This is a genomic window from Konateibacter massiliensis (assembly GCF_900184995.1).
Classification (GTDB): domain Bacteria; phylum Bacillota; class Clostridia; order Lachnospirales; family Lachnospiraceae; genus Lachnotalea; species Lachnotalea massiliensis.
The window spans coordinates 1,137,779-1,157,421 of record NZ_LT860099.1 but is presented as its reverse complement, the minus strand read 5'-3'; the positions used below and the strand labels follow the sequence as shown (position 1 = coordinate 1,157,421).

Below are 19,643 nucleotides of genomic sequence, written 5' to 3'. Positions count from 1 at the left end.
TAAATTCCGGTTGTACTGAGATAACAGGCTGTTTGCCGGAAGCTAGGAGGAGCAAAGTTGACAGAATTAAGAAAATTATTAGAGCGTCTGGATTATGAATGTATCCAGGGAAGCATTGAGGTACAGGTAGATAAAATCATATATGATTCGAGAAAAGCAGAGAAGGATTCGTTATTTTTCTGTGTACTGGGAACTGTGGTGGACGGACACCGGTTTGCAGGGGATGTTGTAGAAAAAGGCGCGACTGTGCTCGTGGTAGAACGAGAAGTGGAGGTGCCTTTAGACGTTACGGTTATCAAGGTTTCCAATGTCAGAAAGGCGATGGCGCTTATCTCAGCGGCATACTTTGACTACCCGGCAGATAAGCTGAAGGTAATCGGTGTGACCGGAACAAAAGGAAAAACGACAACGACCTATATGGTAAAATCCATTTTGGAGAGTGCCGGACATAAGGTGGGACTGATTGGTACCATCGAGGCAATCATCGGCGATAAGGTTATCCCGGCGAATAATACGACACCGGAATCCTATATTGTGCAGGAATATTTTCATAAGATGCTGGAAGCAGGCTGCGATGCGGCAGTGATGGAGGTATCCTCCCAAGGTCTTATGATGCACAGGGTGGATGGCTTCACGTTTGAGATGGGTATCTTTACGAATATTGAGCCGGATCATATCGGACCGAACGAGCACGCAAGCTTTGAGGAATATATGGCATGCAAGGGCATGCTGTTTCAGCAGTGTAAGGTAGGAATTATAAATATAGATGACAAGCACGCAGAGGACGTAATCAAAGGGCATACATGCAGCATTGAGACATTTGGATTTTCCGAAAAGGCAGATTTGCGGGCAGAGAATACGCAGCTTGTCTCAAAACCGGGCTATCTTGGTGTGAATTACCATGTGGCAGGACTTATGGACTTTGATGTGGAAATCGATATTCCGGGAAAATTCAGCGTGTATAACTCCCTGACTGCAATTGCAATCTGCAGACATTTTAATGCCGAGATTGAGACGATTCAAAAGGCTCTTAAAGTGGCAAAGGTAAAAGGAAGAATTGAAATGATAAAGGTTTCACCGGACTTTACCCTAATGATTGATTACGCGCATAATGCGATGAGTTTGGAGAGTCTTCTCACTACATTAAAGGAATACAATCCTACCAGATTAGTATGTTTGTTCGGATGCGGGGGAAACCGTTCCAAGCTTCGAAGATATGAGATGGGAGAAGTGTCCGGAAAATTTGCAGATTTAACGGTTGTCACATCGGATAACCCAAGAGATGAGGAGCCGCAGGCAATCATCGACGACATTAAAATCGGTCTGGCGAAGACGGACGGAAAATATGTAGAGATTGCAGACAGAAGAGAAGCGATTGCCTATGTGATTGAAAACGGATTAAGAGGCGATGTTATCGTGCTTGCCGGAAAAGGGCATGAGGATTATCAGGAAATAAAGGGAAAGAAATACCCGATGGATGAAAGAGTCATCATACAAGAGATATTAGAGGAAAGAAAGAGCAGGTAAATTCATGTTTGCTAATATCATTATTGATATTTCCCATGAAAAATTAGATAGAACATTTCAGTACAAAGTTCCGGAGGAGATGGAAGGAAAGCTATGCGCCGGTATGGAGGTTATGATACCTTTTGGAAGCGGTAACCGCCTAATCAAAGGATATATACTGGAGCTTACCGATACACCGGAATTTGATGTGGATAAATTAAAGTACATTCACAGCAGTATTGAAAACAGTATGCACATTGAGACCCAGCTCATTACACTTGCCGGCTGGATAAAAGAGAATTACGGCGGCACGATGATACAGGCGCTTAAAACGGTAATACCGGTAAAACAGAAGGTGAAGGCAAAGGAAAAAAGAAGTATCGTTCTTCTTCTAAACGAGGAGGAGGCAAAGAGCCAACTGGAGCTTTATCGGAAAAAATCGAATAAAGCAAGGGAACGCCTTTTAGCGGAGCTGATTGTGACAAAAGAGATGGATTATGAGACAGCGACAAATCGGCTTCACATTTCAACCACTGTCATCAAGGCACTGGAAGAAAAGGGAGTTCTAAAAGTAGAGAGTGCACAAATTTATCGAAATCCTGTCAATCTGCATAAAACGGAGCAGCCCGAGGTTATATTAAATGAGGAACAGCGGGCAATCACAGATGCCATTATTCAGGATTATAACAATAATAGCAGAAAGACATATTTGATACATGGCGTTACGGGAAGCGGAAAGACAGAGGTCTATATCAGGCTAATTCAGGAGGCAGTAGCGCAGGGAAAACAAGCGATTGTGCTGATACCGGAAATATCACTGACCTACCAGACGGTCATGCGGTTTTACCAACGATTTGGAAACAGAGTTTCCATCATCAATTCAAGGCTTTCGGGCGGTGAGCGGTACGATCAGTTTGAGCGGGCAAAAAAAGGTGAGCTGGATGTTATGATTGGACCAAGATCTGCTTTGTTTACTCCATTTCCGAACTTAGGTTTCATCATTATTGACGAGGAGCATGAGAGCAGCTACAAAAGCGAGACAATCCCGAAATACCACGCTAGGGAAACTGCGATTGCAAGGGCGAAGATGACAGGTGCAAGCGTTGTGCTTGGCTCAGCTACACCGTCTATTGATTCTTTTTACAAGGCTTCAACGGGAGAATACGAACTACACCGACTGAAAAACCGAACGAGTGAGAGTGAACTGCCAAACGTTGAGATTGTTGATTTAAGGGAAGAATTAATGGAGGGGAATCGTTCGATATTGAGCAGAAGCCTCCGTGCTCTGATTGAGGACAGACTGCAAAAGAAAGAGCAGATGATGCTGTTTATCAATCGAAGAGGATATGCAGGGTTTGTTTCGTGCAGGGCATGTGGTGAGGTAATGAAATGTCCGCACTGCGATGTTTCCCTTTCCTCGCACAATAACGGCAGGCTGGTTTGTCATTATTGCGGATATGAGGAAGCAATGGTAAAACAATGTCCCTCATGTGGCTCAAAATATATTGGCGGCTTTCGGGCAGGAACGCAGCAAATTGAAGAAATTATTCAAAAAGAATATCCAAATGCAAGAACTTTGCGCATGGATATGGACACAACAAAAGCAAAAGATGGGCATGCAAAAATACTGGAGGCTTTTGCAAACGAGGAAGCTGATATTTTAATCGGCACACAGATGATTGTAAAAGGTCACGACTTTCCGAATGTCACACTGGTCGGTGTGCTGGCGGCTGATTTATCGCTTTATTCCAATGACTATCACGCATCGGAGCGAACGTTTCAATTGCTGACACAGGCAGCGGGAAGAGCAGGAAGAGGCAAGAAGGCAGGCGAGGTGGTCATTCAGACATACAGCCCTAAGCATTACAGTGTTGAAGCCTCTAAAAATCAGGATTATGAAGAGTTTTACAGGCAGGAAATTTCTTATCGGGGTATCGGCGGATATCCTCCGGTTTCCAATATGCTTGCAGTCTTGATTTTGGGTGAGAGCGAGGAAAAAGCCTACGAGGGCGGCTTAGCTCTAAAGGAGCGAATAGCAAAGATGGAGCCTGCGCACACCGTTGTGATTGGACCGAGTGACTGCACGATTGCAAAGCTGAATGATATATACAGAAAGGTTATTTATATTAAACAGAGAGACTATGAAAAGCTGGTTCAGATAAAAAATGAATTAGAAAAATATATTAATAAAAATGAAGCATACAAAAATTTAAATATTCAGTTTGATTTTAATCCAATGAATACGTATTAAAGAAAGGAATAATAAGAAATGGCACTTAGAACGATAAGATTTATGGGAGAAGATTGTTTAAGAAAGAGCTGCAGGGAAGTGACGGAGATGACTCCTCGAATCCAAGAACTGATTGATGATATGTTTGATACTATGTATGAGGCGTACGGTGTGGGACTTGCGGCACCCCAGGTCGGCATTTTAAAGAGAATTGTCGTGATTGACACGGATGATAATCCGGTAGTGCTGATTAATCCGGTTATTTTGGAGACGTCAGGAGAGCAGACAGGCGATGAAGGCTGCCTTAGCGTACCAGGAAAAGCAGGGATTGTCACAAGACCGAACTATGTAAAGGTAAGAGCTTTGGACAGAGAGATGAAGGAGTTTGAGTTGGAAGGAACAGGGCTGCTTGCCAGAGCCATTTGTCATGAATGTGACCACTTGGACGGAGTGATGTATGTCGATAAGGTGGAAGGCGAATTGCATGATGTGTCAGCCGACGATGACGAAGAAGAATAAAGAGTGAAGAGAAAAGAAAAGATATGCAGTCTGAAATGGAGGGAATGGCATGAGAGTTGTATTTATGGGAACACCGGAATTTTCCGTTGGGACATTGGAAAGTCTCATCGAGGCAGGTCATGAGGTAGTGGCTGTTGTAACCCAGCCGGATAAGCCAAAGGGACGAGGAAAAGCGGTTTCTTTTTCTGCGGTGAAGGAAGCGGCACAAAAGCATAACATTGCCGTTTATCAGCCGGTTAAAGTGAGAGTGCCTGAGTTTGTCTCCGTGCTGAAGGAACTGAATCCGGAGGTTATCGTTGTTGTGGCGTTTGGACAGATTTTGACGAAGGAAATACTGGAGATGCCAAAATATGGCTGCGTGAATGTGCATGCCTCCCTTCTGCCGAAATACCGCGGTGCCGCGCCGATTCAGTGGGCAGTCATTGACGGTGAAAAGGAATCCGGGGTCACAACGATGCGAATGGATGCAGGAATTGATACCGGTGATATGATTATGAAAACAATCGTGCCGCTTACCGAGGAAGAGACAGGCGGAAGCCTTCACGATAAGCTGATGACAGCGGGAGCAAGCCTCTGCGTGGAGACGCTTAGAAAGCTTGAGGAGGGTAGTGCCGTATTTGAAAAGCAGGATGATTCCCTGTCAAATTATGCAAAGATGCTTCATAAGTCAACCGGTGATATCGACTGGAATATGCCTGCGGCAGAGATAGAAAGGTTAATCAGAGGACTAAATCCTTGGCCGAGTGCTTACACTATATTAAAGAACAAGACATTGAAAATATGGGAAGCAGAGGTGATCGAAGAGGAGAGCAAATATGAGGTGGGCAGCATAGCCGAACTTGCAAAGGACTATCTTTATATTCAGACAGGAAAAGGATTGTTGTCCATATTAGAGCTTCAGTTGGAAGGAAAAAAACGTATGTCTGTCGATGAATTTTTGCGTGGCGTGCAGCTTGAAGAGGGAATGAAACTCGGAAGGACGGAGTAGGTATCATCTGTTACTATGAAGCCAAAGGCTGAATAGTAACAATAAGTGTGAAATATGTTTGAAAATGATTGTTTCCGCTAAGAATTGGTGTATAATAGTACCACATAAACCAGATTTAAAGGAGGAACGGACATGTACGGATATGGATACGGATATGGGATGTTTTATGACCCAACTTATATATTAGTCATTATCGGCGTTGTTTTGACCTTGGCAGCGTCAGCAAAGGTAAACAGAACGTTTGCAAAATATTCAAAGGTTCGCAGTATGTCAGGAATGACAGGGGCAGAGGCGGCGCAGAGGATTTTAAGATCTGCGGGAATTTATGATGTGAGAATTGAAAGAATTTCCGGTAATCTGACCGACCACTATGACCCGAAAAACAAGGTGTTAAGATTATCAGACAGCGTATATCACGTGACAAGCGTTGCGGCAATCGGTGTGGCAGCTCATGAATGCGGTCATGCGATACAGGATCAACAAAATTACGCGCCGCTTCGAATAAGGGCTTCCCTTGTTCCGGTGGCAAACATCGGCTCCATGCTTTCTTGGCCGATTATCATATTAGGTGTATTCTTAGGTGCATTTGACACGTTGGTTCCAATCGGAATTATTTTGTTCTCTGCGGCAGTGGCATTTCAGCTTGTGACTTTACCGGTGGAATTTAATGCCTCGAGAAGAGCTGTTACAGTGCTTGATACAACAGGTGTTCTTGGAACAGAAGAAATCCGCTATACGAAAAAGGTTTTATCGGCAGCGGCGCTTACCTATGTGGCGAGTGCAGCGACAGCTATTTTACAGCTATTAAGACTTGTGATACTATTTGGAGGAAAAAACCGTGACTAAATCAGTAAACGAAAGAGAACTGATTCTTGGTATTTTATTAGAGGTGACTGAACGTGAAGCATACAGTCACCTTATTATTCGTAATGTACTGGATAAATATCAATATCTGGATAAGCAGGAGAGGGCTTTTATTACGCGCGTTTCAGAGGGAACGATTGAGAATATGATCTTGCTTGACTATATCATCAACTCGTTTTCCAAGGTGAAGACGAACAAGATGAAGCCTGTTATCCGCAATATTTTAAGAATGAGCGTCTATCAGTTGAAATTTATGGACAGCGTACCGGATTCAGCGGTATGCAATGAAGCGGTGAAGCTGGCGGTAAAGAAGGGCTTTCACAGCTTAAAGGGATTTGTGAACGGGGTGCTTCGAAACATCAGCAGAGGTCTTGATGAGATAGAATACCCAAGTGAGGAAAAAAATCGAGAAGAATATTTGTCTGTCCTGTATTCCATGCCAAGGTGGATTGTCGACAAATGGCTGGAAGAATACGATTATACGCAGGTTAAGAGTATGTTAGAGGGTTTTTTTGAGAAAAACGGAACAACAATCCGGTGCAATATGAGTAAAATAAGCCCAGAGGAATTAAAGGCTGCACTTGAAAAGGAAAATATAACGGTAGCTTCTTCCAAAATACTAAACTATGCATTTGAAATATCCGATTATAATAGAATAAATAAGATAGCTGCATTTGAGAAGGGATTGTTTCAGGTTCAGGATATCAGCTCCATGCTTGTAGTTGAGGCGGCAGGTATCAGAGAAGGCAATTATGTTTTGGATATCTGCGCCGCTCCGGGCGGAAAGAGCCTTCATGCAGCTGACAGATTGAATGGAAGCGGGCATGTGGAAGCGAGAGATTTGACGGAAAACAAGATTGCCCTTATCAAAGAGAATATAGACAGAAGCGGTTTTGCCAATATTACGGCAAAGCAGTTTGATGCCAGAATATATGATGAGACAACAAAGGAAAAAGCAGATGTTGTCATCGCAGATTTGCCTTGCTCCGGTCTTGGCGTAATCGGCAAGAAGACAGATATCAAATATAAGATGACGCCGGATAAGCAAAAAGAGCTGGTAAAGCTTCAAAGAGAAATACTGCATACGGCGGCAGAATACGTGAAGCCGGGCGGTGTCCTGATTTACAGCACTTGCACGATAAACAAAGAAGAAAATATTGATAATGTAAATTGGTTTATAGAAAATCATTCTTTTTTTGCAGAGAGTATTGAAAAATATATAAGTCCTGCACTAAAGTGCGATACGGCAGAAGACGGATATATCCAGCTATTACCGGACAACGGTGAGACAGACGGATTTTTTATTGCCAGATTAAAGAAAGAGAAATAAATATGGAGAAAACGGATATTAAATCCCTAAATTTGGAAGAACTAAATGCAGAGATGCTCACAATCGGCGAGAAGCCGTTTCGGGCAAAGCAGATTTATGACTGGCTTCATGTGAAGCTTGCAGATAGCTTTGATGAGATGAGCAATCTATCGGCAGCTTTGCGGGAAACGCTTAAAAATTCCTATGAAATCATAGGTGTGAAGCCGGTAGAGGTGCAGACATCCGCGATTGACAAAACACAAAAATATCTGTTTCAGTTATACGACGGAAATGTAATTGAAAGCGTGCTGATGAGATATAAGCATGGAAATTCGGTCTGTATTTCCTCGCAGGTAGGCTGTAAAATGGGGTGTCGTTTTTGTGCTTCCACGATAGGCGGCTTGGAGAGGGGGCTTACAACCTCGGAGATGCTGTCACAAATTTATGCCATTCAAAAAGAAACCGGTGAGCGGGTGTCAAACGTGGTAATCATGGGAACCGGCGAGCCGATGGACAATTATGACAACTTTGTAAAATTTGTAAAAATACTGACGGATCAGAACGGACTTCATATCAGCCAAAGAAATGTCACGGTGTCTACCTGCGGCATTGTGCCGAGAATGAGACAATTAGCGGATGAAAAATTTCAAATTACGCTTGCACTTTCTTTACATGCTACAACGGATGAAAAGAGAAAGGTACTGATGCCGATTGCTTACCAATACAGCTTAAAGGAAGTGATTGACGCTTGTGATTATTATTTTGAGCAGACAGGAAGAAGAGTCACATTTGAATATAGCTTGGTGGGCGGCGTAAACGATACGGATGAGGATGCAAGTGAATTAATCAGTCTTGTCAAAGGGCTTAATTGTCACATCAACCTGATACCGGTAAATCCGATTAAAGAAAGAGATTTTGTGCAATCAAACAAAAAAGTTATTGACAATTTTAAAAATAAACTTGAAAAATGCAGAATAAATGTTACTATAAGAAGAGAAATGGGCAGAGATATTGATGGTGCCTGTGGTCAGTTGAGAAAAAGCTATCAAGATAGAACAGCAGAAAGGAAGTTATAGCATTATGAAGACATTTTCCATCACAGATGTGGGACAAAAGAGAAATATGAATCAGGACTTCGTATATACATCTGAGAATCCAGTGGGGAATCTTCCGAATCTGTTTATTGTAGCTGACGGAATGGGCGGTCACAAAGCAGGAGACTTTGCGTCGAAGTATACGGTAGAACAGTTAGTCAAATCTATAGAATCGAATTCAGAAATAAATCCCGTAAAAATAATGCGGCAATCCATTGAAACAGCAAATAAAAAGCTGATCCATATGGCATATGAAAATAGTGAATTGACAGGAATGGGAACCACTCTTGTAGCGGCTTGTGTTGTTGAGGATTATATTTATATTGCAAACATCGGAGACAGCAGGCTGTATATTATTAATCAAGGTATCAAACAGATTACAAAGGATCATTCACTTGTGGAGGAAATGATTCGTCTGGGTGAAATTGACAGAGAAGAAGCAAAGCATCATCCCGACAAAAATATTATCACAAGGGCAATCGGAGCAGGGGAAGATATTTCCGCAGACTTTTTTGAGATGAAACTTGAAAAGGGCGATACGGTACTTATGTGTTCAGACGGTCTTACCAATATGATTGATGATGAAGAGATATGGCAGATTATAAAGAAACAGAAAACACCGGAAGAAAAGGGGAAAAAACTGGTGGAAGCAGCGAATAATAATGGCGGCAAGGACAATATAGCAGTAATAATAATTGAACCATGTGTGAGTGAGGTGAGAATATGTTAGAACTAGGAATGTTTCTTGGAGACCGATATGAAATATTGGAGCCGGTTGGGTCCGGCGGAATGTCTGATGTATATAGGGGTAAAGATCATAAATTAAATCGTTATATTGCGATAAAAGTGTTGAAGAAGGAATTCAGCAACGATAAAAATTTTGTTTCAAAGTTTCGGATTGAGGCACAATCTGCGGCGGGACTGGCGCATCCAAATATTGTAAACGTATACGATGTTGGGGATGAAGAAGGAATTTACTACATTGTTATGGAGCTTGTGGAAGGCATCACTCTTAAGAATTATATCCAGAAAAAAGGCCGATTATCCGTAAAAGAAGCAATCAGCATTGCCATTCAGATGTCGATGGGAATTGAAGCGGCACATAATAATCATATTATTCATAGAGATATTAAACCTCAAAACATTATTATATCAAGAGACGGTAAAGTGAAGGTGACAGACTTTGGTATTGCAAGGGCGGCATCCTCAAATACAATCTCTTCTAATGTGATGGGGTCTGTTCATTATACCTCTCCTGAACAAGCAAGAGGGGGATATAGTGATGAGAAAAGCGATATCTATTCGCTTGGTATTACGATATATGAGATGCTGACAGGCAGAGTGCCGTTTGACGGAGAAAATACAGTAACCGTCGCAATTAAGCACATTCAGGATGAAATACCTTCTCCGCGCATTATTTCGCCGGAGGTACCGGTCAGTCTGGAGCAGATTGTATTTAAATGTACCCAGAAGAGAGCTGACAGACGTTATTTGGATATGTCAGAGGTTATCTCAGATTTAAAGAAATCCTTAATCAGTCCGGATGAGAACTTTGTTAAACTTGTTCCGGAGGACAATTATGCCAAGACAATTATGATCAGTGATGACGAGCAGGGTAAGATAAAGAATGAATCAGGAAGAGTGAGCTATGATTTGAAAGCGGAGACTCCTGTTAAGAAAAATATTTCTCTGTATGACGAAGAGGAAGAAGAGGAGGACGAGGAGGAGGATTCCACCGAAGATATGAATCCGACTTTGGAAAAGGTGATGAATGTGCTTGGAATTGTAGCGGCAGTCATCATTGCCTGTATTGCCCTTTATATCGGAGCGAAAGCGATGGGGGTATTCAGCGGCTTCGGAAGCAGCTCGACTACTGAGAACGGCACAGAGACAACCACAGAGGAAACGGCAGATCAGGTAGAAATGGTCGATGTTGTAGGAAAGACATTGGAGGAGGCTAAGACAGAGCTAAATGCTCTCGGACTTGGCATCAAGGATGCCTCCTATGAAAATTCAGATATTTATGAGGCAGGCTATGTAATCGCACAGGATGTTGAAAAAGGAAAAAAGGTAGATAAAAATACAACAATCAACGTGACAGTGAGTACGGGAGAAACAACTTTTGAGATACCGGATGTGGCAGGGAATAGTGAAGACGATGCAGTCAGCACACTTGAAACCAAGTACGGACTTGTAGTGACAAGAAGCTATGATTACAGCACAAGTGTCTCAAAGGGAAATGTGATTTCGACCTCCCCGAGCGCAGGGACATCTGTCAAAAAGGGAAGCAGTGTTGAGATTGTAGTAAGCAATGGAAAAAAGACGACTGAGGTTACGGTTCCGGACATTACAGAAATGTCGGAGGCCGCAGCAAAGTCCGCTTTAAAATCAGCGGGGCTCACAGTAGGAACAATTAATTCTTCCTACAGTGCAACGATTGAGGATGGCTATGTCATCAGTCAAAGCTATACAGCAGGAAAGACGGTAGAGGAAGGAACGGCAGTGGATTTTGTGGTGAGCATGGGAGCGGAAACCGCTACAAGCTCAGGTCAGTACACCGGAACCGTCCGGATTGAAAAATCGGATTTACCTTCCGGATTCACAGATGGCACAATGCGGCTTGATTTGACACAAAACGGTAAAACGAAGACGGTAGTCGAGGAAGATGTATCATCATCGGAATTTCCCTATAGCCGCCAAATTGTCGGAGAGAGCGGAGTTACAACAGGGACGGTAAAAATGTATATTGACGGAGTTGCGGTAGACGGAACTTTTACAATTACATTTTCGGAATAAACAGTATGCAGGGAAAGATTATAAAAGGAATTGCAGGATTTTATTACGTTCACGTTGAGGGAAATGTGGTTTATGAATGCAAGGCAAAAGGTATTTTTCGTAAAAACAAAATAAAACCCTTGGTGGGCGATAATGTGGTCATTGATATTTTGGATGAGAGAGAAAAGAAGGGAAATATCATCACGGTTCTGGAGCGGGAAAATGAACTGATACGCCCTGCGGTGGCAAACATCAATCAGGCATTGGTTATTTTTGCCGCTGCAAAGCCGGCACCCAACTTTAATCTGCTTGACCGATTTCTCATTATGATGGAGAGGCAGGGAGTCCCGACCGTTATCTGTTTTAACAAAAAGGATATGGTGACGGAGAAGGAGCTGGAAGATTTGAAGGATGCTTATGTCCGCTGCGGCTATCACATTCTTTTTACGAGTGCAAAGCTTGAGGAGGGAATGGAACAGGTCAGAGAGCTGATGAGAGGAAAGACGACAGCAGTGGCAGGGCCATCAGGAGTCGGAAAGTCTTCCCTTATCAATGTTCTTCAGCCCGAGGCGCTTATGGAAACAGGAAGCATAAGCGAGAAGATTGAGAGAGGACGCCATACGACCAGACATTCCGAACTTATTTATATAGAAGAGGATACGTATATTATGGATACTCCGGGGTTTAGCTCTCTGCACATCGATGACATGGAAAAGGAAGAGTTAAAGGAGTACTTTCCCGAGTTTATGGAGTATCAGCCGGCATGTAAGTTTCAGGGCTGTATGCACATCAATGAGCCGAAATGTATGGTGAAGGAGGCTCTTTCTGAGGGAAAGATAAGCCAGATACGCTATCATAATTATGTGGAAATGTTCAATGAACTAAAGGATAAAAGGAGATATTAGTTATGTTAAAACTTTCACCGTCAATTCTTGCGGCAGATTTTAAAAAGCTGGGTGAGGAAATTCAAAAGGCAGATCAGGCAGGTGCCCAATACATTCATATTGATGTTATGGACGGGGATTATGTCCCGAGTATTTCTTTTGGCATGCCGGTCATAAAATCGGTAAGAAGTGTAACAGATAAGGTGTTTGATGTCCATTTGATGGTGAACAATCCGGAGAGGTATATCGACGATTTTGTTGAAGCGGGAGCGGATATCATTACGATACATGCAGAGGCATGCAGACATCTGGACAGAACGCTCAACTACATCAAACAAAAGGGTGTGAAAGCAGGTGTGGCACTAAATCCTGCCACCTCGCTGACTTCGCTTGATTATGTGCTTGATTTGGTAGATATGATACTGATTATGACTGTAAATCCTGGCTTTGGCGGACAGAAATTTATCAGCGGCATGCTTGACAAGGTAAAGGAAACTCGGGAATTGTTAAACAAAAAGGGATTGAATACCGATATTCAGGTGGACGGTGGCATTACCTTGGATAACGTGAGAACGATTATCGATGCAGGAGCTAATGTTATCGTAGCAGGTTCATCCGTGTTCAATGGTGATATAGAGGCGAATACGGCAGCTTTTATAAACGTATTTAAAGAGTATGAAGAAGAATGAAAACGCTTATTATTTCAGGTGGAGAAATCACCAGAGCATTTTTAGAAAATTTTATAAGTAAAAATGAGTTTGATACAATTATCGGAGTCGACAAAGGGATAGAGGCATGCTATGAATGTGAAATTATCCCTTCTGTTTTGATGGGCGATTTTGATTCTGCCAAGAGCAGTATAATAGATTATTATGAGGAAAACACCGATATTGTAATCAAACGTTTTCAACCGGAAAAAGATGATACGGATACCCAGATGGCAATAAGCTGGGCGGTAGAGCAAGGCAGTACGGAAATTGCGATTGTCGGTGCCACAGGCAGCAGGGTGGATCATCTTTTGGGGAATATACAATGTCTGACACTGCCTTTGGAAAAAGAGATTGATTGTTACATCGTGGATGAGCATAATAAAATCATGTTGTTAAACAAAGGGAGAGAGATTAAAAAAGCAGAGCAGTACGGAAACTATGTTTCTCTGCTTGCGTTGACAAACGAGGTGAGAGGCCTCACTTTGACAGGCTTTAAATATCCGCTGAAGGAACATCTCCTGACGAATCGGTCAGGAGGCTTTGGCGTGAGCAATGAGATTGTGGAAGAAACAGCGAATATTCAGTTCCAATCAGGAATTTTAATTATGATACAATCAAATGACTGATATAGTACTTTTTCAATTTTATAAACATATATTTGTTAAAATAGTAGTTATTGTGAGCTATATATGGAAATATATGTGGTAAAAAAGGGAGATACAATTGAAACAATTGCACAAAAATATGGAATAACGGTAGAAAGATTAGTTTTAGAAAACGGATTATCAGTGGTTAGTAATTTGGTGGAAGGCCAAGCTTTGGTCATAACATATCCCAAATTAGTTCATACAGTTCAATCAAATGAGACACTAGAAAGCATAGCAGATTTATATAATGTAACTACAATGCAGCTGCTTCGTAATAATCCGTTTTTAACGACAAGAGAAGTGATTGCGGATGAAGTAATAGTAATCAGCTATGAAACCAGGGGAGAGATTGCTACAAATGGCTTTTGTTACTCCTATATAAGCAAAAATACACTGATTCGTACATTGCCAAATTTAACATATTTATCTGTTTTCAATTACACGATAACAAAAGAAGGTAACATCATTTCTTATCAAGATGATTCCTATGTAATAAAAACTGCGAAAGAGTATAATGTAATACCATTAATGCTTTTGACGACATTAACACCTCACGGACAGCAGAATATGGAGCTAGATTATCAGATATTGTTAAATGAAGATTTGCAAGAAAAAAACACGGATCAATTTTTACAGATAATAAGAGATAAAGGTTATCAGGGGATTAATATGGTATTCTACTACCTAAATGAAGAGAATCAGGATCTTTATATTAACCTTGTAAAAAGAATATCAAATCGTTTACAGCAAGAAAATTTCTTGTTCTTCATAACAATTAACTACGACGTTACGATAAACAACGGCCAGACATCTATTGCAAAGATTGATTATTCGAAATTTAGTGATTATATAAACGGGTTTGTTTTTATGAGGTTTGTATGGGGAACTAATTATGCTCCTCCTGCTCCGGTAAGTAATATTAATTACATTCAGGCATTAACTGAGTATATTTTACAGAATGTTCCGGCAGATAAAATTAATATTGGCAATCCGGTAATTGGGTATGACTGGAATATTTCATCTAACCGACAAAATGCTTATTCACTATCTATCAGTTCAGTTTTGGGAATAGCATATGAGACTAATTCAGTAATACAATTTGATGAGATATCACAGACACCTTATTTTTATTATTATGAATATTATTATAATACGGAAGAACAGCATATTATTTGGTTTGTCGATGCAAGAAGCTTAGATGCCTTAATGAAACTTATTGATGAGTACGACATATATGGAAACGGAGTTTGGAATATTATGATTTATAATGCGCAGTTGTGGACCATTATAAATTCTAATTTTGATATCATAAAGTTAGTATAAGCTAATATAAAAATATATTTTTTAAGAAAGCATCCTTGGGGTGCTTTTTGTGTTTTTTACTTTTCATTCGGTTTTTGTTGAGTTATATGGACTTTCATGGTAAAATATATAGCTGTATTAGGCTCTTTTTTATGTAAGATAGAAAAGGCAAGGAATTAGGAAAAGGATTATTACAACGACCTGTGATAGAAGGAGATAGATAAAATTATGAAATTAGGAATAGTTGGTTTACCAAATGTAGGAAAGAGTACATTATTTAATTCTTTAACAAAGGCGGGGGCAGAGTCTGCAAACTACCCGTTTTGTACAATTGACCCGAACATAGGAATTGTTATGGTGCCAGACGAAAGACTTACTTTGCTTGGCAATTTTTATTCTTCCAAAAAGGTGACCCCGGCAGTAATCGAATTCGTAGATATTGCGGGACTTGTAAAGGGTGCATCAAAGGGAGAGGGCTTAGGAAATCAGTTTCTTTCCAATATTCGTGAAGTGGATGCGATTGTACATGTGGTAAGATGCTTTGAGGATACGAATGTGGTTCACGTGGACGGAAATATCAATCCGCTCAGAGATATTGAGACAATCAACTTTGAGCTTATTTTTTCTGACGTCGAAATATTGGAGAGAAGAATTGCAAAAACCGCCAAGGGAGCAAGGAATGATAAGACGCTTGCAAAGGAGCTTGAGCTGTTAAACCGCGTCAAAGCACATTTGGAGGATGGAAAGCTTGCAAAGAGTTTTGAGACGGATGACGATGAGGAGAAGGCATTGATGGCTTCTTATAACCTCTTGACCAATAAGCCGGTTATCTTTGCGGCAAATGTAATGGAAGATGATTTGGCGGATGATGCGGCAAATAACGAATATGTGAAAGCAGTCAGAGATTACGCGAAGGAAGAGGGCTGCGAGGTGTTTGTTATCTGTGCAAAGATTGAGCAGGAAATTTCTGAGTTAGAGGAAGAAGAGAAAAAAATGTTCCTTGAAGATTTAGGGCTGACCGAATCCGGACTTGAAAAGTTGATTAAGGCAAGCTACAGCCTTCTAGGACTAATCAGCTACCTGACCGCAGGTGAGGACGAGACAAGAGCGTGGACGATTAAAAAAGGAACGAAGGCACCGGGAGCGGCAGGAAAAATTCATTCTGATTTCGAGAGAGGATTTATTCGCGCAGAGGTGGTAAATTATGAAGATTTACTAAATTGTGGTTCCTATTCGGCGGCAAAGGACAAAGGACTTGTAGGCTTGGAAGGAAAAGAGTACGTAGTAAAAGACGGAGACGTAATATTATTTAGATTTAATGTGTAAAGAAAAATGTAGGAATTTTTGTGATTATGTATATTGCTGATTTATTTCGTGAAAATACGTCGAAAAATGCAGAAACTTAGCAATCGCTTAAGTTTGATTTTTTGATACTTTCGATTTAAAATAAATATATGGTCGAAAACATTCGTAATGAGGAGAACAGTTATGGTACAAAACAGTATCGCCTTTCCCAACCTGGGAATCGAGTTAAATAATGTGGGGAAGAGTATAACGGTATTTGGCTATGACATCGCTTATTATGGGATTATTATTGGAATAGGCATTATTGTGGGGATTATAATGGCAGAGCGTGAAGCGAAAAAAACCAATCAACGCGTTGAAGATTATACGGACTTTGCGCTGTATGCAATTTTGTTTTCGATTATTGGAGCAAGAATTTACTATGTGGTTTTTTCTTGGGACATGTATAGGGGAGATCTACTAAAGATAGTTAACATAAGGCAAGGTGGACTGGCTATTTATGGAGGGATAATTGGTGCAGTTATTACTTTGTCTGTTTTTTCTAAGAAAAGACATCTATCGTTTTGGAAAATGGCAGATACTGCATGTATAGGTTTAGTATCAGGACAAATAATAGGAAGGTGGGGGAACTTCTTTAACCGCGAAGCGTTTGGAGGATATTCGAATGGTTTGCTGGCAATGAGAATTCCGATTTCTGATGTTAGAGAAAATGATATTTCAGAAGAACTTATGCGCCATGTATCTGACGGAATAAACTATATACAGGTGCATCCTACATTTCTATATGAGTCACTTTGGAACTGTGGAGTTTTAGTACTTATTATGATTTATAAGAGGTATAAGAAGTTTGACGGTGAGGTATTTTTGGTATATGTTGCTGGATATGGGCTAGGACGTTCCTGGATTGAAGCGCTGAGAACAGATCAACTGTTGCTTGGAGGCTCTGCCATACCTGTATCGCAACTATTATCATTAATAGTAGTGTTAGTTTCCATTTTTTTCATTTTTACAAAACGTAGAAAAGCGTAACGGTTCGGTATTCATGGGATTCGAGGTTTTGCAAAATAAGACCCGGGTGTTTCGGCGCCAAAATGCAGTTCGGCTGTATTTTGTGTGTATTGCGAAGCATGTAACTGTGAAGGTGCTGAACAGTTACAGAAAAGAAATCAATTCATAAGAAAGGGTGATTGGATGATGGAGAACATTACAGCTTTGAAAAACAAAATCGAAGAGGTAAGGAATCAATTGAATTCATTTGTAGCTGAGAATATGGATGAAAAAAGCACCTACGAGAAAAGTGTAGAGTTGGACGTGCTGATTGAAGAGTATATTAATATGATGGAGCCAGATGAGAAGATAAGTTAGAAAGTTAAAGTTAATACGGTGGTTATTGGAGTCCCATAAAATGTGTAACAGCATTTTATGGGACTTTTTTACTATGACTTTCTCAATATTATACTTGCTATTTTCCTAAAACTAATATAAAATTATCCTATAAGTGGTGAAAAGTGGTAGAGAGTGGAACAAAATGGAGGGAAAGTGGCAGACCATTTTGTGAAGAAGGTGCAACTTATGTTTATGGGAGAATACAACCATACAATTGATGCAAAGGGAAGGTTGATTGTGCCATCTAAATTCAGAGAAACTTTGGGCGACGAATTTGTTGTGACAAAAGGTTTAGATGGGTGTCTTTTTGTGTACCCTAATGAAGAGTGGAAAACCTTCGAAGAAAAGCTAAGAACACTCCCACTTACAAATAAGAATGCCAGACAGTTCTCCCGTTTCTTTCTTGCCGGAGCAGCAAGCTGTGAGGTGGACAAGCAGGGACGAATCTTATTACCGGGTGTATTAAGGGAATTTGCCGGGCTGGAAAAAGATGTAGTATTAGTAGGTGTACTAAGCAGAATTGAAATTTGGAGCAAAGAAAAGTGGCTTGAGAGCAATGTATACGATGATATGGAAGAAATTGCGGAGCACATGGAGGAACTTGGTCTGAGTATTTAAAGACGAAGACCAAAGAGTAACATTTCCACGGATGGAGGAACTATGGATTTTAAACATAAGTCAGTATTATTAGAAGAGACAATAGGAAATTTAAATATAAATCCAGACGGAATCTATGTGGACGGCACCTTAGGCGGTGGCGGACATGCTTATGAAGTGTGCAGACATTTAAGTGAAAAAGGGAGATTCATAGGAATTGACCAGGATGAGGCTGCCATTCGTGCGGCAGGAGAGAGACTTTCAGAGTTTAAAGAGAAGGTTACGATTGTACGGGATAATTATAGCAATATGAAGCAGGTGCTTCACAGCTTAGGAATAGAGAAAGTGGATGGGATTGTACTTGATTTAGGAGTGTCTTCCTATCAATTGGATACAGCAGACAGAGGATTTTCCTATATGGCGGACGCTCCGCTTGATATGAGAATGGATCAGAGACAGGAGCTGACAGCAAAGGACATTGTGAACCATTACGGTGAAATGCAGCTGTATTATATCATCAAAGATTTTGGCGAGGATAAATTCGCCAAGAATATAGCAAAGCATATTGTAAGGGCAAGAGCCGAGAAGGAGATCGAAACGACAGGGGAGCTTTCCGAGATTATCAAAGCAGCCATTCCGATGAAACTGCGAGTGGTAGGCGGACATCCTGCAAAAAAGACCTTTCAGGCAATTCGAATTGAATTGAATAAGGAATTAGAGGTACTGAAGAATTCTTTAGATGAAATGATAGAAAGCTTAAATGATGGGGGCAGACTTTGTATTATTACATTCCATTCGTTGGAGGACAGGCTGGTCAAGAACAGTTTCAGGAAAAATGAAAATCCTTGTACCTGTCCGAGTGACTTTCCTGTGTGTGTATGCGGGAATAAGTCAAAGGGAAAGGTAATAACAAGAAAGCCAATCATACCAAGCGACGAAGAAATAGAAGAGAATAAACGTTCCAAAAGCTCCAAACTGCGGGTGTTTGAGAGAATAGACTGATAAAAGGGGGAATATGAAAATGTCAAGTCAGACCAGTAGAAAGAAAACGTATTCAAGAACAGCGATGAACAGCACGACGACATATCAGCACGGCAATACGGTAAGACAGTTTCAGGTGATGCCGAATCCTGTCATACCAGAGATAGACAAGCCAAGATTAAGTAATCGAACAAGAAGAAACAGAGAAAAAGCATTGAGCATGAATTTTGGCTATGTATTATTTCTAGCGATGGCAGTAGTAGCTACTGTGCTAGTTTGTGTTTCTTATCTGACACTTCAGGCTGAAATGACACAAAGGGTAAAAAACATCTCTTCCTTGGAACAAGAGGTGGCAGATTTGCGTTCCGATAATGATGAAACTTACAATAGAATCAACAACTCCATTGATTTAAAGCATATCAAACAGGTAGCTTTAGAGGAAATTGGAATGGTTTACGCTTCAGAGGGTCAGGTTGTACTGTATGAGAATGAAGAGAGCGATTATGTGAGACAATACAGTGATATACCGAAGGCAAAGTAGGTGAC

The 19,643-nt window shown here is 40.9% G+C and carries 19 protein-coding genes; all 19 read left to right on the top strand.

Features of this window, described 5'->3' with window-relative positions; genetic code table 11:
• The first annotated feature begins 57 nt into the window (after positions 1-57).
• Positions 58-1,527 (top strand): UDP-N-acetylmuramoyl-L-alanyl-D-glutamate--2,6-diaminopimelate ligase, encoded by a 1,470-nt coding sequence (locus CTY48_RS11115; RefSeq protein WP_099468560.1) that lies wholly within the window; start codon positions 58-60, stop codon positions 1,525-1,527.
• 4 nt (positions 1,528-1,531) lie between these two features.
• The gene (gene priA / locus CTY48_RS11110) at positions 1,532-3,757 is read left to right on the top strand and encodes a replication restart helicase PriA (protein ID WP_099468559.1); all 2,226 of its coding nucleotides are present in this window, start codon (positions 1,532-1,534) and stop codon (positions 3,755-3,757) included.
• Positions 3,758-3,775: 18 nt separating this feature from the next.
• Positions 3,776-4,255, top strand: coding sequence for a peptide deformylase (gene def / locus CTY48_RS11105; RefSeq protein WP_099468558.1), 480 nt, complete (start codon positions 3,776-3,778; stop codon positions 4,253-4,255).
• 49 nt (positions 4,256-4,304) lie between these two features.
• On the top strand, positions 4,305-5,243 hold the full coding sequence (fmt, locus tag CTY48_RS11100) for a methionyl-tRNA formyltransferase (RefSeq protein ID WP_099468557.1): 939 nt from the start codon (positions 4,305-4,307) through the stop codon (positions 5,241-5,243).
• A 132-nt stretch (positions 5,244-5,375) separates the two neighbouring features.
• Positions 5,376-6,089 carry a zinc metallopeptidase gene (locus CTY48_RS11095; protein WP_099468556.1) on the top strand — a complete coding sequence of 238 codons (714 nt, stop codon included), beginning with the start codon at positions 5,376-5,378 and terminating at the stop codon, positions 6,087-6,089.
• Positions 6,082-7,437, top strand: a complete 1,356-nt coding sequence (gene rsmB / locus CTY48_RS11090) for a 16S rRNA (cytosine(967)-C(5))-methyltransferase RsmB (RefSeq protein WP_099468555.1) — start codon at positions 6,082-6,084, stop codon at positions 7,435-7,437. The genes CTY48_RS11095 and rsmB overlap by 8 nt, the downstream gene beginning before the upstream one ends.
• Positions 7,438-7,439: 2 nt before the next feature.
• Positions 7,440-8,492 (top strand): 23S rRNA (adenine(2503)-C(2))-methyltransferase RlmN, encoded by a 1,053-nt coding sequence (rlmN, locus tag CTY48_RS11085; protein WP_099468554.1) that lies wholly within the window; start codon positions 7,440-7,442, stop codon positions 8,490-8,492.
• 4 nt (positions 8,493-8,496) lie between these two features.
• A complete protein-coding gene (locus tag CTY48_RS11080; RefSeq protein ID WP_099468553.1) occupies positions 8,497-9,240 on the top strand; it encodes a Stp1/IreP family PP2C-type Ser/Thr phosphatase in 744 nt (247 codons plus the stop codon).
• Positions 9,234-11,306, top strand: a complete 2,073-nt coding sequence (gene pknB / locus CTY48_RS11075; protein ID WP_099468552.1) for a Stk1 family PASTA domain-containing Ser/Thr kinase — start codon at positions 9,234-9,236, stop codon at positions 11,304-11,306. The genes CTY48_RS11080 and pknB overlap by 7 nt, the downstream gene beginning before the upstream one ends.
• Before the next feature lie 5 nt (positions 11,307-11,311).
• Positions 11,312-12,190 carry a ribosome small subunit-dependent GTPase A gene (gene rsgA, locus CTY48_RS11070; protein ID WP_099468551.1) on the top strand — a complete coding sequence of 293 codons (879 nt, stop codon included), beginning with the start codon at positions 11,312-11,314 and terminating at the stop codon, positions 12,188-12,190.
• A 2-nt stretch (positions 12,191-12,192) separates the two neighbouring features.
• Positions 12,193-12,858: a ribulose-phosphate 3-epimerase gene (gene rpe, locus CTY48_RS11065; protein WP_099468550.1), complete on the top strand. Its 666-nt coding sequence runs from the start codon at positions 12,193-12,195 to the stop codon at positions 12,856-12,858.
• Positions 12,855-13,505, top strand: a complete 651-nt coding sequence (locus CTY48_RS11060) for a thiamine diphosphokinase (RefSeq protein WP_099468549.1) — start codon at positions 12,855-12,857, stop codon at positions 13,503-13,505. Before rpe ends, CTY48_RS11060 begins: the two co-directional genes overlap by 4 nt.
• Before the next feature lie 63 nt (positions 13,506-13,568).
• Entirely contained in the window at positions 13,569-14,849 is a 1,281-nt protein-coding gene (locus CTY48_RS11055) for a LysM peptidoglycan-binding domain-containing protein (RefSeq protein WP_099468548.1), read from the top strand.
• Positions 14,850-15,056: 207 nt separating this feature from the next.
• On the top strand, positions 15,057-16,154 hold the full coding sequence (ychF, locus tag CTY48_RS11050) for a redox-regulated ATPase YchF (RefSeq protein ID WP_099468547.1): 1,098 nt from the start codon (positions 15,057-15,059) through the stop codon (positions 16,152-16,154).
• A gap of 162 nt (positions 16,155-16,316) precedes the next feature.
• Positions 16,317-17,162, top strand: coding sequence for a prolipoprotein diacylglyceryl transferase (lgt, locus tag CTY48_RS11045; RefSeq protein WP_099468546.1), 846 nt, complete (start codon positions 16,317-16,319; stop codon positions 17,160-17,162).
• Positions 17,163-17,324: 162 nt separating this feature from the next.
• Positions 17,325-17,498 carry an aspartyl-phosphate phosphatase Spo0E family protein gene (locus tag CTY48_RS11040; protein WP_236354895.1) on the top strand — a complete coding sequence of 58 codons (174 nt, stop codon included), beginning with the start codon at positions 17,325-17,327 and terminating at the stop codon, positions 17,496-17,498.
• A 207-nt stretch (positions 17,499-17,705) separates the two neighbouring features.
• A complete protein-coding gene (gene mraZ / locus CTY48_RS11035; protein WP_099470137.1) occupies positions 17,706-18,137 on the top strand; it encodes a division/cell wall cluster transcriptional repressor MraZ in 432 nt (143 codons plus the stop codon).
• A 42-nt stretch (positions 18,138-18,179) separates the two neighbouring features.
• Positions 18,180-19,118, top strand: a complete 939-nt coding sequence (gene rsmH / locus CTY48_RS11030; protein WP_099468544.1) for a 16S rRNA (cytosine(1402)-N(4))-methyltransferase RsmH — start codon at positions 18,180-18,182, stop codon at positions 19,116-19,118.
• A 19-nt stretch (positions 19,119-19,137) separates the two neighbouring features.
• Complete coding sequence (locus CTY48_RS11025) at positions 19,138-19,638, top strand: hypothetical protein (RefSeq protein ID WP_099468543.1); 501 nt, start codon at positions 19,138-19,140, stop codon at positions 19,636-19,638.
• Positions 19,639-19,643: the final 5 nt, after the last annotated feature.

Coding starts and splice junctions, on each gene's coding strand:
- priA (WP_099468559.1), top strand. CDS start 1,532: ATGTTTGCTAATATCATTATTGATATTTCCCATGAAAAATTAGATAGA.
- def (WP_099468558.1), top strand. CDS start 3,776: ATGGCACTTAGAACGATAAGATTTATGGGAGAAGATTGTTTAAGAAAG.
- fmt (WP_099468557.1), top strand. CDS start 4,305: ATGAGAGTTGTATTTATGGGAACACCGGAATTTTCCGTTGGGACATTG.
- CTY48_RS11095 (WP_099468556.1), top strand. CDS start 5,376: ATGTACGGATATGGATACGGATATGGGATGTTTTATGACCCAACTTAT.
- rlmN (WP_099468554.1), top strand. CDS start 7,440: ATGGAGAAAACGGATATTAAATCCCTAAATTTGGAAGAACTAAATGCA.
- CTY48_RS11080 (WP_099468553.1), top strand. CDS start 8,497: ATGAAGACATTTTCCATCACAGATGTGGGACAAAAGAGAAATATGAAT.
- pknB (WP_099468552.1), top strand. CDS start 9,234: ATGTTAGAACTAGGAATGTTTCTTGGAGACCGATATGAAATATTGGAG.
- rsgA (WP_099468551.1), top strand. CDS start 11,312: ATGCAGGGAAAGATTATAAAAGGAATTGCAGGATTTTATTACGTTCAC.
- rpe (WP_099468550.1), top strand. CDS start 12,193: ATGTTAAAACTTTCACCGTCAATTCTTGCGGCAGATTTTAAAAAGCTG.
- CTY48_RS11060 (WP_099468549.1), top strand. CDS start 12,855: ATGAAAACGCTTATTATTTCAGGTGGAGAAATCACCAGAGCATTTTTA.
- CTY48_RS11055 (WP_099468548.1), top strand. CDS start 13,569: ATGGAAATATATGTGGTAAAAAAGGGAGATACAATTGAAACAATTGCA.
- ychF (WP_099468547.1), top strand. CDS start 15,057: ATGAAATTAGGAATAGTTGGTTTACCAAATGTAGGAAAGAGTACATTA.
- lgt (WP_099468546.1), top strand. CDS start 16,317: ATGGTACAAAACAGTATCGCCTTTCCCAACCTGGGAATCGAGTTAAAT.
- CTY48_RS11040 (WP_236354895.1), top strand. CDS start 17,325: ATGATGGAGAACATTACAGCTTTGAAAAACAAAATCGAAGAGGTAAGG.
- mraZ (WP_099470137.1), top strand. CDS start 17,706: ATGTTTATGGGAGAATACAACCATACAATTGATGCAAAGGGAAGGTTG.
- rsmH (WP_099468544.1), top strand. CDS start 18,180: ATGGATTTTAAACATAAGTCAGTATTATTAGAAGAGACAATAGGAAAT.
- CTY48_RS11025 (WP_099468543.1), top strand. CDS start 19,138: ATGTCAAGTCAGACCAGTAGAAAGAAAACGTATTCAAGAACAGCGATG.